We start from the raw sequence: 12,903 nt of genomic DNA, 5'->3' as shown, positions 1-12,903 counted from the left end.
ATGAAGATCAAGAAGGGCGACCTGGTCCAGGTCATCACCGGCAAGGACAGGGGCAAGCAGGGCAAGGTCATCGAGGCCTACCCCCGCGAGGACCGTGTCCTGGTCGAGGGTGTCAACCGGGTCAAGAAGCACACCAAGGCCGGCCAGACCGCTCGCGGTTCGAAGACCGGCGGCATCGTGACGACCGAGGCCCCGATCCACGTGAGCAACGTTCAGCTCGTCGTGGAGAAGGACGGCAACAAGGTCGTCACCCGCGTCGGTTACCGCTTCGACGAGGACGGCAACAAGATCCGCGTTGCCAAGCGGACCGGTGAGGACATCTGATGACTACCGCCACGAACGTGCAGCCGCGTCTGAAGACGCGCTACCGCGAGGAGATCGCGGGCAAGCTGCGTGACGAGTTCAAGTACGAGAACGTCATGCAGACCCCCGGTCTCACCAAGATCGTGGTCAACATGGGTGTGGGCGAGGCCGCCCGCGACTCCAAGCTGATCGAGGGCGCCATCCGCGACCTCGCCACGATCACCGGCCAGAAGCCGGCCGTGACCAAGGCCCGGAAGTCCATCGCGCAGTTCAAGCTGCGCGAGGGTCAGCCGATCGGTGCCCACGTCACCCTTCGGGGCGACCGGATGTGGGAGTTCCTGGACCGCCTGCTGTCGCTCGCGCTGCCGCGCATCCGCGACTTCCGCGGTCTGTCGCCGAAGCAGTTCGACGGCAGGGGCAACTACACCTTCGGTCTCACGGAGCAGGTCATGTTCCACGAGATCGACCAGGACAAGATCGACCGGGTCCGAGGCATGGACATCACCGTGGTCACCACGGCGAACACCGACGAGGAAGGTCGCGCCCTGCTGCGTCACCTCGGATTCCCCTTCAAGGAGGCGTGAGCCGTGGCGAAGAAGGCTCTGATTGCCAAGGCCGCCCGCAAGCCGAAGTTCGCGGTCCGCGCGTACACGCGGTGCCAGCGCTGCGGCCGACCCCACTCCGTCTACCGCAAGTTCGGCCTGTGCCGCGTGTGCCTTCGTGAGATGGCCCACCGCGGCGAGCTGCCGGGCGTCACCAAGAGCTCCTGGTAGGTCCGCGCAAGCGGACCTCAGGGACTCTCGGTAAGAGCATCCTGGCCGGCGAACGCCCTCCCCGCGTGCCCTAGGCTTGTGGGTTGGGCGTCGCCGCCCATGACCGTCTTACTACGCCGTAGGTCCCCGCACCGCACCCGTCCCGTCGCGTCCCGCGTACGGGGAGAGGGACGGAGCAGACAGGAAACCCCGGCGAGAGAGGCCGAAGGCCATCACATGACCATGACCGATCCGATCGCAGACATGCTGACGCGTCTGCGAAACGCGAACTCGGCTTACCACGACACCGTCGTGATGCCGCACAGCAAGATCAAGTCGCACATCGCGGAGATCCTCCAGCAGGAGGGTTACATCACCGGATGGAAGGTCGAGGACGCCCCGGTGGGCAAGAACCTCGTCCTGGAGCTCAAGTTCGGTCCGAACCGCGAGCGTTCGATCGCCGGCATCAAGCGGATCAGCAAGCCGGGTCTGCGGGTCTACGCAAAGTCCACCAACCTGCCGAAGGTGCTCGGCGGCCTGGGCGTGGCGATCATCTCCACGTCCCACGGGCTCCTCACCGACAAGCAGGCTCAGAAGAAGGGCGTGGGTGGGGAAGTCCTCGCCTACGTCTGGTAACGGAAGGGAACGGAGGTAAAGCTCATGTCGCGTATCGGCAAGCTCCCCATCCAGGTTCCCGCCGGTGTGGACGTCACCATCGATGGCCGGACGGTCAACGTGAAGGGGCCCAAGGGCAACCTTTCGCACACCGTCGCCGCGCCCATCGAGGTCGCCAAGGGTGAGGACGGCGTCATCAACGTCACCCGCCCGAACGACGAGAGCCGGAACAAGGCCCTGCACGGTCTGTCCCGCACGCTGGTGGCGAACATGATCACTGGCGTGACCCAGGGATACACCAAGCAGCTCGAGATCAGCGGTGTCGGTTACCGCGTCCAGGCGAAGGGCTCCGACCTGGAGTTCTCCCTGGGCTACAGCCACCCGATCACGGTGAAGGCTCCCGAGGGCATCTCCTTCAAGGTGGAGTCCCCGACCAAGCTGAGCGTCGAGGGCATCGACAAGCAGAAGGTCGGCGAGGTCGCCGCGAACATCCGCAAGCTGCGCAAGCCCGACCCGTACAAGGCCAAGGGCGTGAAGTACGCGGGCGAGGTCATCCGCCGCAAGGTCGGAAAGGCTGGTAAGTAAGCCATGGCATACGGTGTGAAGATCGCGAAGGGCAGCGCGCGCAAGGCCGCCGCTGTCAAGCGGCGCCACATCCGCGTCCGCAAGAAGGTGTCGGGCACCCCCGAGCGTCCGCGCCTGGTGGTGACGCGCTCCAACCGCCACATGGTGGCCCAGGTCATCGACGACATCGCGGGCCACACGCTGGCCTCGGCGTCGACGCTGGACAGCTCGATCCGCGGCGGTGAGGGCGACAAGACCGCCCTGGCCAAGCAGGTCGGGTCCCTGGTCGCCGAGCGCGCCAAGGCCGCGGGCATCGAGGCCGTCGTGTTCGACCGCGGCGGCAACAAGTACGCCGGGCGGATCGCCGCCCTGGCCGACGCCGCCCGCGAGGCCGGGCTCAGGTTCTGAGCCGGTCCCCACGCAAGCGGACGCATAGAGAGAGGTAATTCCAATGGCTGGACCCCAGCGCCGCGGTGGCGGCGCCGGTGGCGGCGAGCGGCGGGACCGACGGGACCGGCGGGACGGTGGCGCGGCCGCCGAGAAGACCGCGTACGTCGAGCGGGTCGTCGCGATCAACCGCGTCGCCAAGGTTGTGAAGGGTGGTCGTCGCTTCAGCTTCACCGCGCTGGTCGTGGTGGGCGACGGTGACGGCACCGTGGGTGTCGGTTACGGCAAGGCCAAGGAGGTGCCGGCCGCCATCGCCAAGGGTGTGGAGGAGGCCAAGAAGCACTTCTTCAAGGTTCCCCGGATCCAGGGCACCATCCCCCACCCGATCCAGGGTGAGGAGGCCGCGGGCGTCGTGCTGCTCAAGCCGGCCTCGCCCGGTACCGGTGTGATCGCCGGTGGCCCGGTGCGCGCCGTGCTGGAGTGCGCGGGCATCCACGACGTGCTGAGCAAGTCCCTCGGCTCGTCGAACCCGATCAACATCGTGCACGCCACGGTGGCCGCTCTGCGGGGCCTGCAGCGCCCCGAGGAGATCGCCGCCCGCCGCGGCCTGCCGCTGGAGGACGTTGCTCCCGCCGCTCTGCTGCGGGCGCGGGCTGGGGTGAGCGCCTGATGGCACGCCTGAAGGTCACCCAGACCAAGTCCTACATCGGCAGCAAGCAGAACCACCGCGACACCCTGCGTTCCCTCGGCCTCAGGCGAGTGAACGACTCGGTCGTCAAGGAGGACCGTCCCGAGATCCGCGGCATGGTGCAGACCGTCCGCCACCTCGTGACGGTCGAGGAGGTCGACTGACATGGCGGAGCAGAAGCCGCTGAAGGTCCACAACCTCCGGCCCGCCCCGGGCGCCAAGACCGCCAAGACCCGCGTCGGTCGTGGTGAGGCGTCCAAGGGCAAGACCGCCGGTCGTGGCACCAAGGGCACCAAGGCCCGCTACCAGGTTCCGGAGCGCTTCGAGGGTGGGCAGATGCCGCTGCATATGCGGCTGCCCAAGCTCAAGGGCTTCAAGAACCCCTTCCGCACCGAGTACCAGGTCGTGAACCTGGACAAGCTGGCGGACCTGTACCCCGAGGGTGGCGAGGTCACCGTCGAGGGCCTGGTCGCCAAGGGCGCGGTTCGCAAGAACCAGCTCGTGAAGGTGCTGGGCAACGGAGAGATCTCCGTGGCGCTGCAGGTGACCGTGGACAAGGTCTCCGGCTCCGCCAAGGAGAAGATCACCGCTGCCGGAGGCACCGTCACCGAGCTCGTCTGAGCACGGTGAAGTGACCAACCGGGGGCGCCCAGGAACGGGCGTCCCCGGTTGGTCGTTCCATGGGGGGCACGGTCGCCGGTAAGGTGTCGTGCGTTATTGACCTCCGCAGGATCCCTCCTGCGGAATCTGAACCGTTTTATCCGTTGATCCTCACGACCGTAACCTCTCGCGTGTGACGCGGGGGGCGCAGGAGGCACCGTGCTCACCGCGTTCGCCCGGGCGTTCAAGACGCCCGACCTGCGCAAGAAGCTGCTGTTCACCCTTGGCATCATGGTGCTCTTCCGCCTCGGGGCACACATCCCCGTCCCGGGTGTCAGCTTCGAGAACGTCAACCAGTGCGTGAAGGAGGCCGAGGGCGCCGGCGCCGGCCTCTTCGGCCTGGTCAACATGTTCAGTGGTGGCGCGCTGCTGCAGCTGACCATCTTCGCGCTCGGGATCATGCCCTACATCACGGCGAGCATCATCCTGCAGCTGCTGGTGGTGGTGATCCCGAGGCTGGAGGCCCTCAAGAAGGAGGGGCAGTCCGGCCAGGCGAAGATCACGCAGTACACCCGTTACCTGACGGTGGCGCTCGGCGTGCTCCAGGCCACCGGCCTGGTGGCGACGGCCCGCAGCGGCAGCCTCTTCGCGCAGTGCACCGTCCGCGACCAGATCATCCCCGACGACTCGATCTTCACCACGATCACCATGGTGATCGTCATGACCGCCGGCACCGCGCTGATCATGTGGCTGGGTGAGCTGATCACCGACCGCGGCATCGGCAACGGCATGTCGATCCTGATGTTCGTCTCGATCGCCGCCGGCTTCCCGGGTCTGCTGTGGGCCATCAAGGTGCAGGGCAACCTGGCGGACGGCTGGATCGAGTTCGGCGTGGTGGTCCTCGCGGGTCTGGCGATGGTCGCCCTGGTGGTCTTCGTCGAGCAGGCGCAGCGCCGCATCCCCGTGCAGTACGCCAAGCGGATGATCGGGCGCCGCTCCTACGGCGGTACCTCCACCTACATCCCCCTGAAGGTGAACCAGGCGGGTGTGATCCCCGTCATCTTCGCCTCCTCCCTGCTCTACATCCCGGCACTGATCGTTCAGTTCAGCGGGTCGCAGGCGGGCTGGGCCGACTGGATCAACCGGCACCTCGTCACGGGTGACCACCCGTACTACATCATCACGTACTTCGTGCTGATCGTGTTCTTCGCCTTCTTCTACGTCGCCATCTCCTTCAACCCCGAAGAAGTTGCCGACAACATGAAGAAGTATGGTGGTTTCATCCCGGGCATCCGGGCCGGACGTCCCACCGCGGAGTACCTGAGCTACGTGCTGAACCGCATCACGTGGCCGGGTTCGCTGTACCTGGGTCTGATCGCTCTGGTGCCCACCGTCGCGCTGGTGTTGTTCAACGCGAATCAGAACTTCCCGTTCGGCGGGACCAGCATCCTGATCATCGTGGGTGTCGGTCTGGAGACCGTGAAGCAGATCGAGAGCCAGCTTCAGCAGCGCCATTACGAAGGGTTCCTCCGCTGATGCGAATCGTCCTCGTCGGACCGCCTGGCGCGGGCAAGGGCACGCAGGCCGCGTACCTGGCCGAGAACCTGTCCATTCCGCACATCTCCACGGGCGACCTGTTCCGCGCCAACATCAGCCAGGGCACCCAGCTCGGCCAGAAGGCGCAGGAGTACATGCGGGCGGGCAAGCTCGTACCCGACGAGGTCACCATCGGGATGGCCCGGGACCGGATGGAGCAGCCCGACGCCGCCGACGGCTTCCTGCTCGACGGCTTCCCGCGGAACATCGGCCAGGCCGAGGCCCTGGACGGCATCCTGCGCGAGTCCGGCACCCGGCTGAACGCCGTGCTGGACCTGGAGGTCCCCGAGGACGAGGTCGTGAAGCGGATCGCGGGACGGCGGATGTGCCGCAACGACAGCGGCCACATCTTCCACGTCGTGTACACCCCGCCGAAGAGCGAGGGCGTCTGCGACCTCTGCGGCGGTGAGCTCTACCAGCGCGAGGACGACCACGAGGACACCGTCCGCAAGCGCCTGGAGGTCTACCACACCGAGACCGAGCCGATCATCGACTACTACAAGGCCCAGGGCCTGGTGGTGACGATCTCGGCGCTCGGCAAGGTGTCCGAGGTCACCCGGCGCGCGATGGAGGCGCTCGGCCAGGCGGCCGGGCAGGCCGGGGCCTGACCCCGGAGGAGGAACGGCGAGAAGGCCGCGGTGCCCGGGGCGGGCACCGCGGCCGTATCGTGTAGTGAACGGGCCCGGTGGCAGAGCCGCGGGCCGGATGTGCCACAGACAACCGCGAGCTGGAAGGCGTCAGCCGTCATGGTGGAGATCAAGACCCCCGAGCAGATCGCGAAGATGCGCGCGGCCGGGCTGGTCGTCGCCGCGATGCACGCGGCCTGCCGCAGGGCCGCGGTGCCGGGCGCGACCACCAAGGACCTGGACGAGGTCGCCGCCAAGGTGCTCGCCGACCACGGCGCCAAGCCGAACTTCCTCGGCTACGGCGGCTTCCCCGGCAACATCTGCACCTCGGTGAACGACGTCGTCGTCCACGGCATCCCCGACCGGGAGACGGTGCTGGAGTCGGGCGACATCATCTCCATCGACGCGGGCGCGATCGTCGACGGCTGGCACGGGGACGCGGCGATCACCGTCTTCGTCGGCGAGGGCCACGCGCCCGAGGTGCACGAGCTGAGCCGGGTCACCGAGGAGTCGATGTGGGCCGGCATCGCGGCGATGCGCAGGGGCAACCGGCTGGTGGACATCTCCAAGGCGATCGAGGGCTACATCCGCCGCCAGCCCCGCCCGGCCTCCGGCCGCTACGGGATCATCGAGGACTACGGCGGCCACGGCATCGGCAGCCAGATGCACATGGACCCGCACCTGCTGAACTACGTCGAGCGCCGGCGCGGCAAGGGCCCGAAGCTGGTGCCGGGCATGTGCCTGGCGATCGAGCCGATGGTCAGCCTGGGCACGGCCAGGACCCACGTCCTGCAGGACGAGTGGACGGTCAAGACCGACGACGGCAGCTGGTCCTGCCACTGGGAGCACTCCGTCGCGCTGACCGAGCAGGGCCCGCTGGTGCTGACGGCGCCGGACGGCGGCCGGGCGAAGCTGGCGGAGTACGGCGTCACCACCGCACCCGACCCGCTGGACTGACCGGGCCCCGGCCGCCCTCTCCCGCGGTGAGCCGGATGCGAGCCGGGTGAAGTCCCTCAGGCTCGCATAAAGATCTCCCCCGATGGGCATACATCCCCGATTCGTCTTTCCCGGAGCCGTGCCGTAGACTGGCTCGTCGGTCCATGTGTGCCTGCGCGCACCCACGGGCTGACCCAGGTAGCCGATCCCGGAAGGTGAAGCGCTCAAGCATGGCCAAAAAACAAGGGGCCATCGAGATCGAGGGCACCGTCGTCGAGTCTCTCCCGAACGCGATGTTCAAGGTGGAGCTCCAGAACGGGCACCAGGTCCTCGCGCACATCAGCGGCAAGATGCGGATGCACTACATCCGTATCCTTCCCGACGACCGTGTCGTGGTGGAGCTGTCTCCCTACGACCTGACGCGCGGGCGGATCGTCTACCGCTACAAGTAGATCTCGCCCTCACTCCGCCCCGCGCGGGGTGGTGGCCTGACCCGGAGAACCTCACATCCCATGAAGGTCAAGCCGAGCGTCAAGAAGATCTGCGACAAGTGCAAGGTGATCCGCCGCCACGGCCGGGTCATGGTCATCTGCGACAACCTGCGCCACAAGCAGCGCCAGGGCTGACGCAAGACCTCCACGCCTCGCACCTCTCGCGGTTCTTCGCGCGACGCAAGCGACATACAGATACGCAGACACCCGACCCCCCGCCGTGACATCCGTTAACGCCGGTGGGGACGACACCCCCGGACGGAGGCCGGGGACCCGGCTCGTACTCGCTACGGGAACGGTGCTGCGGAAGACCTCCAACGAAACCAGGAGCCACGTTCATGGCACGCCTCGAAGGCGTCGACCTCCCGCGCGACAAGCGCGTGGAGGTCGCTCTCACCTATGTCTTCGGCATCGGCCGCACGCTCTCCCAGCAGACGCTGGCGAGCACCGGTGTGAACCCGGACACCCGCGTCCGCGACCTGACCGAGGAAGAGCTCGTCAGGATCCGTGAGTACGTCGAGGCCAACATCCGCACCGAGGGTGACCTCCGCCGCGAGATCCAGGCCGACATCCGCCGCAAGGTCGAGATCGGCAGCTACCAGGGTCTGCGTCACCGCCGCGGTCTGCCCGTCCACGGCCAGCGCACCAGCACCAACGCCCGCACCCGCAAGGGCCCGCGTCGCGCGATCGCCGGCAAGAAGAAGCCGGGCAAGAAGTAGTCCTCACCGGACACCGCCAGTGGTCCGGATCGCAGGACCGACCACCTCCATAGGAGTATTTTTCTATGCCTCCGAAGGGCCGTACGGCCGGCGCCAAGAAGGTGCGCCGCAAGGAGAAGAAGAACGTCGCCCACGGGCACGCTCACATCAAGAGCACGTTCAACAACACCATCGTTTCCATCACCGACCCCACCGGCAACGTGATTTCCTGGGCTTCCGCCGGTCACGTGGGCTTCAAGGGTTCGCGCAAGTCGACGCCGTTCGCCGCGCAGATGGCCGCCGAGTCGGCCGCCCGTCGCGCGCAGGAGCACGGCATGCGCAAGGTCGACGTGTTCGTCAAGGGTCCCGGCTCCGGCCGTGAGACCGCGATCCGCTCCCTCCAGGCCACCGGCCTCGAGGTGGGTTCGATCCAGGACGTCACCCCGACCCCGCACAACGGCTGCCGCCCGCCGAAGCGTCGCCGCGTCTGATCCGGCAGAAGTAGGAGATACACGAACATGGCGCGTTACACCGGGGCCGACTGCAAGCGTTGCCGTCGGGAGAAGCAGAAGCTCTTCCTCAAGGGAGCTAAGTGCGAGAGCGCGAAGTGCCCGATCGAGATCCGTCCTTACCCCCCGGGTGAGCACGGACGCGGGCGCACCAAGGACAGCGAGTACCTGCTGCAGAAGCGTGAGAAGCAGAAGGCCGCCCGCATCTACGGTGTCCTCGAGAAGCAGTTCCGCGGTTACTTCAACGAGGCCAACCGCAAGCAGGGCAAGACGGGTGAGAACCTGCTCCGCATCCTGGAGTCCCGTCTGGACAACGTGGTCTACCGGGCCGGCTTCGCCAAGTCCCGCGACCACGCCCGCCAGCTCGTCCGTCACGGACACATCATGGTGAACGGCCGCAAGACCGACATCCCGTCGGCCCGCGTCGCTCCCAACGACATCGTCGAGGTCCGTCCCTCCTCCCGTAACCTGACCCCCTTCCAGGTGGCGCAGGCGGAGGCCGGGGACAAGACGGTGCCGGCGTGGCTCGAGGCCATCCCGTCGAAGATGCGGATCCTCGTCCACTCGCTGCCCGAGCGCCAGGTGATCGACACCCAGGTGCAGGAGCAGCTGATCGTCGAGCTGTACTCCAAGTAATCCGGAGTACCGGCTCACGGTCACGGGCGGTGCGGCCCGCACGGGTCGCACCGCCCGTACCCTTGCAGTAGGAATCCGGGCTCCCGCCCGGTGCTCGGCATCAAATAGCGGTTGCCGAAGACTGGAGGCACATCCCCATGCTGATCGCTCAGCGCCCCTCACTGACCGAAGAGGTCGTGGACGAGTTCCGTTCCCGGTTCGTGATCGAACCGCTGGAGCCGGGCTTCGGCTACACCCTCGGAAACTCCCTGCGCCGCACGCTCCTGTCCTCGATCCCCGGTGCTGCCGTGACCAGCATCCGGATCGACGGCGTCCTGCACGAGTTCACCACCGTGCCGGGCGTCAAGGATGACGTCACCGATCTGATCCTCAACATCAAGAGCCTGGTCGTCTCCTCGGAGCACGACGAGCCGGTCGTGATGTACCTGCGCAAGCAGGGCCCGGGTCTGGTCACCGCCGCCGACATCGCCCCGCCGGCCGGTGTCGAGGTGCACAACCCCGACCTGGTCCTCGCCACGCTGAACGGCAAGGGGAAGCTGGAGATGGAGCTGACCGTCGAGCGCGGTCGCGGCTACGTCTCCGCCGTGCAGAACAAGCAGGCCGGCCAGGAGATCGGCCGTATCCCGGTCGACTCCATCTACTCGCCGGTCCTCAAGGTCACCTACAAGGTCGAGGCGACCCGTGTCGAGCAGCGCACCGACTTCGACAAGCTGATCGTCGACGTCGAGACCAAGGAGTCCATGCGTCCGCGCGACGCCATGGCCTCCGCCGGCAAGACCCTGGTCGAGCTGTTCGGCCTGGCCCGCGAGCTGAACGTCGACGCCGAGGGCATCGACATGGGCCCGTCCCCGACGGACGCCGCGCTCGCCGCCGACCTGGCCCTGCCGATCGAGGAGCTGGAGCTGACCGTCCGCTCCTACAACTGCCTCAAGCGCGAGGGCATCCACTCGGTGGGCGAGCTGGTGGCCCGCTCCGAGGCGGACCTGCTCGACATCCGCAACTTCGGCGCCAAGTCGATCGACGAGGTCAAGGCGAAGCTGGCCGGCATGGGCCTGACCCTCAAGGACAGCCCGCCCGGATTCGACCCGACCGCCGCCGCCGACGCCTTCGGCGCCGACGACGACGCGGACTCCGGTTTCGTCGAGACCGAGCAGTACTGACCGGGTACTGACCGGCGCCGAGCGGTACTGACGCCGGTCCCCACCGGCATCCCGACCGGGCGCGGCACCCGCCCGCGCCCGGTCGGCCCACGTTCTCCGGAACGTGTGACCGAGCGCGACCGCGGTCGCACGCCCCGGCTCCGGCGGGCACAAGCCCGTACGGACACTGACACCGGTACCTGATACGGCCGGTGCAGACATCGAGGAGAGACAACCATGCCGAAGCCCACCAAGGGCGCCCGCCTCGGCGGCGGCGCCGCGCACGAGAAGGCCATGCTGGCGAACCTCGCCACCGCCCTCTTCGAGCACGGCCGCATCACCACCACCGAGGCCAAGGCCCGCCGCCTGCGCCCGGTGGCCGAGCGTCTGATCACCAAGGCGAAGAAGGGCGACCTTCACAACCGCCGCCAGGTGATGCGCACGATCCTCGACAAGAGCGTCGTGCACACGCTCTTCACCGAGATCGGCCCGCGCTACGAGAACCGCCCCGGCGGTTACACCCGCATCACCAAGATCGGCAACCGCCGCGGCGACAACGCGCCCATGGCGGTCATCGAGCTGGTGGAGGCCCTGACGGTGCAGCAGGAGGCCGTCGGCGAGGCCGAGGCCGCCACGAAGCGCACGGCCAAGGACGCCGCGGGCGACGAGGCCGTGAAGGACCTCAAGAAGGACGCCGCGAAGGACGAGGCCGCCGAGGCCCCGGCCGAGGAGACCGAGGCCGCGGCCGAGGCACCCGCGGAGGAGAAGTCCGAGGAGAAGAAGGACGCCTGAGGCGTTCTCCGCTCCGGGTATCCCGAGCACACCGCGGCGGACCCGCCTCCCTCTTTTCGGGAGCGGGTCCGCCGCCGTTTACGCGCTTCACGCGCTGTACGCGCTTTTCGAGAGGATCACGGTGTGAGCGACGAGGTGGAGCCCGGACACGTACGGGTCCGGCTGGACCTGTCGTACGACGGCAGGGAGTTCTCCGGCTGGGCGCGGCAGCGCGGGCGGCGCACCGTGCAGGGCGAGTTGGAGGACGCGCTGCGGGTGGTGACCCGCTCGGAGGAGGTCTTCGAGCTGACGGTCGCCGGCCGCACCGACGCGGGCGTCCACGCCCGCGGCCAGGTGGCGCACGCCGACCTGCCCGCCGACCTGTGGGAGGCGCACCAAGAAAGGCTGCTGCGCCGGCTGGCCGGGCGACTGCCGCACGACGTACGGGTGCACCGGATCGGTGCGGCCCCGCCCCACTTCAACGCGCGCTTCTCGGCGATCTGGCGCCGCTACGCCTACCGCGTCTGCGACCACCCGGGAGGGGTGGACCCGCTCCAGCGCGGCCATGTGCTGTGGCACGACTGGCCGCTGGACGTGGACGCCATGAACGAGGCGGCCGGGCACCTGCTGGGGGAGCACGACTTCGCCGCCTACTGCAAGCGGCGCGAGGGCGCGACGACCATACGGACGCTGAAGGAACTGAACTGGCGGCGGCGCCCCGACGGCGTCGTGGAGGCCCGGGTGGTCGCCGACGCCTTCTGCCACAACATGGTGCGCTCGCTGGTGGGCGCGCTGCTCTTCGTCGGCGACGGACACCGCCCGCCGACGTGGCCGGGACGGGTGCTGGCGGCCGGGGTGCGGGACTCGGCGGTGCACGTGGTGCGGCCGCACGGGCTCACCCTGGAGGAGGTCGGCTACCCGGCCGACGAACTGCTGGCCGCGCGCAACGCCGAGGCGCGCAACCGCCGCACCCTCCCGGGCGCGGGCCCGGCGGCGGGCGCGGTGGCCGGCTGCTGCTGAGCGGCTGCCGCCAGGGGGGCCGCCGTCGCCAGTGCCCCCCGGCGGTTCCGTCCCGTACCCGCCCGGCGCGTCCCGCCCTGCCCGCCGACCGGGCGGGGCGGTGGCGTTCGGGGCCGTTTCATTCGACGGCACCGGGAAGATCAAGAAGGCCAACGCCACCTACAACGCGATCGGCGCGCCCTCGGACGAACTGCTGATCGTCAGCGATCGCCAGGTCGGGGCACAGACCCTGACCGAGTACGACGGCCTGGGCCGCGCCACGGCACAGATCCTCGCGGTCACGGGCGTCGAACAATGGCGGACGACCACCGCCTACGACGGCGAGCGCACCCATGTCGACCCGCCCAAGGGTGGAGTGCCCACCACCACCATCACCGACGCCGCCGGGCAGATGACGGAGCTGCGCCGTTACCACGGCGATGCCCCGAACCCCGACGGCACCGCCGGTCCCGGCAACGGCTACGACGCGACGAAGTACACCTACACCCCGGCCGGACAGCTGAAGAAGGTCACCGACGCCCAGGGCAACACCTGGCGGTACGAGTACGACCAGCTGGGCCGCAAGGTCAAGA

General features: G+C 68.3%; 20 protein-coding genes. All 20 read left to right on the top strand.

Features of this window, described 5'->3' with window-relative positions:
• The 20 genes from rplX (at position 1) to truA (ending at position 12,331) form a co-directional block, all read left to right on the top strand.
• On the top strand, positions 1 to 324 hold the full coding sequence (gene rplX, locus BM237_RS21975; protein WP_093851453.1) for a 50S ribosomal protein L24: 324 nt from the start codon (positions 1 to 3) through the stop codon (positions 322 to 324).
• Complete coding sequence (gene rplE / locus BM237_RS21970) at positions 324 to 887, top strand: 50S ribosomal protein L5 (RefSeq protein WP_093851452.1); 564 nt, start codon at positions 324 to 326, stop codon at positions 885 to 887. Before rplX ends, rplE begins: the two co-directional genes overlap by 1 nt.
• A gap of 3 nt (positions 888 to 890) precedes the next feature.
• Positions 891 to 1,076: a type Z 30S ribosomal protein S14 gene (locus BM237_RS21965; protein ID WP_004571834.1), complete on the top strand. Its 186-nt coding sequence runs from the start codon at positions 891 to 893 to the stop codon at positions 1,074 to 1,076.
• Positions 1,077 to 1,292: 216 nt separating this feature from the next.
• Positions 1,293 to 1,691, top strand: a complete 399-nt coding sequence (rpsH, locus tag BM237_RS21955) for a 30S ribosomal protein S8 (RefSeq protein WP_093660615.1) — start codon at positions 1,293 to 1,295, stop codon at positions 1,689 to 1,691.
• A 24-nt stretch (positions 1,692 to 1,715) separates the two neighbouring features.
• Positions 1,716 to 2,255, top strand: a complete 540-nt coding sequence (gene rplF / locus BM237_RS21950) for a 50S ribosomal protein L6 (RefSeq protein WP_093851450.1) — start codon at positions 1,716 to 1,718, stop codon at positions 2,253 to 2,255.
• A gap of 3 nt (positions 2,256 to 2,258) precedes the next feature.
• Positions 2,259 to 2,642: a 50S ribosomal protein L18 gene (rplR, locus tag BM237_RS21945; protein ID WP_093851449.1), complete on the top strand. Its 384-nt coding sequence runs from the start codon at positions 2,259 to 2,261 to the stop codon at positions 2,640 to 2,642.
• A gap of 43 nt (positions 2,643 to 2,685) precedes the next feature.
• Positions 2,686 to 3,291 (top strand): 30S ribosomal protein S5, encoded by a 606-nt coding sequence (gene rpsE, locus BM237_RS21940; protein ID WP_093660621.1) that lies wholly within the window; start codon positions 2,686 to 2,688, stop codon positions 3,289 to 3,291.
• Positions 3,291 to 3,473, top strand: coding sequence for a 50S ribosomal protein L30 (gene rpmD, locus BM237_RS21935; RefSeq protein WP_093660623.1), 183 nt, complete (start codon positions 3,291 to 3,293; stop codon positions 3,471 to 3,473). Before rpsE ends, rpmD begins: the two co-directional genes overlap by 1 nt.
• A 1-nt stretch (position 3,474) precedes the next feature.
• The gene (rplO, locus tag BM237_RS21930; RefSeq protein ID WP_093851448.1) at positions 3,475 to 3,930 is read left to right on the top strand and encodes a 50S ribosomal protein L15; all 456 of its coding nucleotides are present in this window, start codon (positions 3,475 to 3,477) and stop codon (positions 3,928 to 3,930) included.
• 198 nt (positions 3,931 to 4,128) lie between these two features.
• Positions 4,129 to 5,445, top strand: a complete 1,317-nt coding sequence (gene secY, locus BM237_RS21925) for a preprotein translocase subunit SecY (protein ID WP_093851447.1) — start codon at positions 4,129 to 4,131, stop codon at positions 5,443 to 5,445.
• A complete protein-coding gene (locus tag BM237_RS21920) occupies positions 5,445 to 6,113 on the top strand; it encodes an adenylate kinase (RefSeq protein ID WP_093851446.1) in 669 nt (222 codons plus the stop codon). Before secY ends, BM237_RS21920 begins: the two co-directional genes overlap by 1 nt.
• A 138-nt stretch (positions 6,114 to 6,251) precedes the next feature.
• On the top strand, positions 6,252 to 7,088 hold the full coding sequence (gene map, locus BM237_RS21915) for a type I methionyl aminopeptidase (RefSeq protein ID WP_093851445.1): 837 nt from the start codon (positions 6,252 to 6,254) through the stop codon (positions 7,086 to 7,088).
• Between the two features lie 209 nt (positions 7,089 to 7,297).
• Complete coding sequence (gene infA, locus BM237_RS21910; RefSeq protein ID WP_003948620.1) at positions 7,298 to 7,519, top strand: translation initiation factor IF-1; 222 nt, start codon at positions 7,298 to 7,300, stop codon at positions 7,517 to 7,519.
• A gap of 60 nt (positions 7,520 to 7,579) precedes the next feature.
• Complete coding sequence (gene rpmJ / locus BM237_RS21905; RefSeq protein WP_003956441.1) at positions 7,580 to 7,693, top strand: 50S ribosomal protein L36; 114 nt, start codon at positions 7,580 to 7,582, stop codon at positions 7,691 to 7,693.
• Between the two features lie 203 nt (positions 7,694 to 7,896).
• Complete coding sequence (rpsM, locus tag BM237_RS21900; protein WP_093851444.1) at positions 7,897 to 8,277, top strand: 30S ribosomal protein S13; 381 nt, start codon at positions 7,897 to 7,899, stop codon at positions 8,275 to 8,277.
• A 65-nt stretch (positions 8,278 to 8,342) separates the two neighbouring features.
• Complete coding sequence (gene rpsK, locus BM237_RS21895) at positions 8,343 to 8,747, top strand: 30S ribosomal protein S11 (protein ID WP_004571845.1); 405 nt, start codon at positions 8,343 to 8,345, stop codon at positions 8,745 to 8,747.
• A gap of 27 nt (positions 8,748 to 8,774) precedes the next feature.
• Positions 8,775 to 9,401, top strand: coding sequence for a 30S ribosomal protein S4 (rpsD, locus tag BM237_RS21890; protein ID WP_093851443.1), 627 nt, complete (start codon positions 8,775 to 8,777; stop codon positions 9,399 to 9,401).
• Positions 9,402 to 9,538: 137 nt separating this feature from the next.
• Positions 9,539 to 10,561: a DNA-directed RNA polymerase subunit alpha gene (locus tag BM237_RS21885; RefSeq protein WP_093851442.1), complete on the top strand. Its 1,023-nt coding sequence runs from the start codon at positions 9,539 to 9,541 to the stop codon at positions 10,559 to 10,561.
• Between the two features lie 216 nt (positions 10,562 to 10,777).
• Complete coding sequence (rplQ, locus tag BM237_RS21880) at positions 10,778 to 11,332, top strand: 50S ribosomal protein L17 (protein WP_093851441.1); 555 nt, start codon at positions 10,778 to 10,780, stop codon at positions 11,330 to 11,332.
• Positions 11,333 to 11,455: 123 nt separating this feature from the next.
• Positions 11,456 to 12,331 carry a tRNA pseudouridine(38-40) synthase TruA gene (gene truA, locus BM237_RS21875; RefSeq protein WP_093851440.1) on the top strand — a complete coding sequence of 292 codons (876 nt, stop codon included), beginning with the start codon at positions 11,456 to 11,458 and terminating at the stop codon, positions 12,329 to 12,331.
• The last annotated feature ends 572 nt before the right edge of the window (positions 12,332 to 12,903 follow it).

Origin of the sequence: Streptomyces mangrovi (genome assembly GCF_900114215.1) — a bacterium.
Taxonomy (GTDB): Bacteria; Actinomycetota; Actinomycetes; order Streptomycetales; family Streptomycetaceae; genus Streptomyces; species Streptomyces barkulensis.
Note: the sequence above shows the minus strand (reverse complement) of the source record. Positions and strands in the feature narration are given on the sequence as shown.

What these genes read in the sequence shown, in the direction of transcription:
- rplX (WP_093851453.1), top strand. Translation starts at nt 1, where the DNA reads ATGAAGATCAAGAAGGGCGACCTGGTCCAGGTCATCACCGGCAAGGAC.
- rplE (WP_093851452.1), top strand. Translation starts at nt 324, where the DNA reads ATGACTACCGCCACGAACGTGCAGCCGCGTCTGAAGACGCGCTACCGC.
- rpsH (WP_093660615.1), top strand. Translation starts at nt 1,293, where the DNA reads ATGACCATGACCGATCCGATCGCAGACATGCTGACGCGTCTGCGAAAC.
- rplF (WP_093851450.1), top strand. Translation starts at nt 1,716, where the DNA reads ATGTCGCGTATCGGCAAGCTCCCCATCCAGGTTCCCGCCGGTGTGGAC.
- rplR (WP_093851449.1), top strand. Translation starts at nt 2,259, where the DNA reads ATGGCATACGGTGTGAAGATCGCGAAGGGCAGCGCGCGCAAGGCCGCC.
- rpsE (WP_093660621.1), top strand. Translation starts at nt 2,686, where the DNA reads ATGGCTGGACCCCAGCGCCGCGGTGGCGGCGCCGGTGGCGGCGAGCGG.
- rpmD (WP_093660623.1), top strand. Translation starts at nt 3,291, where the DNA reads ATGGCACGCCTGAAGGTCACCCAGACCAAGTCCTACATCGGCAGCAAG.
- rplO (WP_093851448.1), top strand. Translation starts at nt 3,475, where the DNA reads ATGGCGGAGCAGAAGCCGCTGAAGGTCCACAACCTCCGGCCCGCCCCG.
- BM237_RS21920 (WP_093851446.1), top strand. Translation starts at nt 5,445, where the DNA reads ATGCGAATCGTCCTCGTCGGACCGCCTGGCGCGGGCAAGGGCACGCAG.
- map (WP_093851445.1), top strand. Translation starts at nt 6,252, where the DNA reads ATGGTGGAGATCAAGACCCCCGAGCAGATCGCGAAGATGCGCGCGGCC.
- infA (WP_003948620.1), top strand. Translation starts at nt 7,298, where the DNA reads ATGGCCAAAAAACAAGGGGCCATCGAGATCGAGGGCACCGTCGTCGAG.
- rpmJ (WP_003956441.1), top strand. Translation starts at nt 7,580, where the DNA reads ATGAAGGTCAAGCCGAGCGTCAAGAAGATCTGCGACAAGTGCAAGGTG.
- rpsM (WP_093851444.1), top strand. Translation starts at nt 7,897, where the DNA reads ATGGCACGCCTCGAAGGCGTCGACCTCCCGCGCGACAAGCGCGTGGAG.
- rpsK (WP_004571845.1), top strand. Translation starts at nt 8,343, where the DNA reads ATGCCTCCGAAGGGCCGTACGGCCGGCGCCAAGAAGGTGCGCCGCAAG.
- rpsD (WP_093851443.1), top strand. Translation starts at nt 8,775, where the DNA reads ATGGCGCGTTACACCGGGGCCGACTGCAAGCGTTGCCGTCGGGAGAAG.
- BM237_RS21885 (WP_093851442.1), top strand. Translation starts at nt 9,539, where the DNA reads ATGCTGATCGCTCAGCGCCCCTCACTGACCGAAGAGGTCGTGGACGAG.
- rplQ (WP_093851441.1), top strand. Translation starts at nt 10,778, where the DNA reads ATGCCGAAGCCCACCAAGGGCGCCCGCCTCGGCGGCGGCGCCGCGCAC.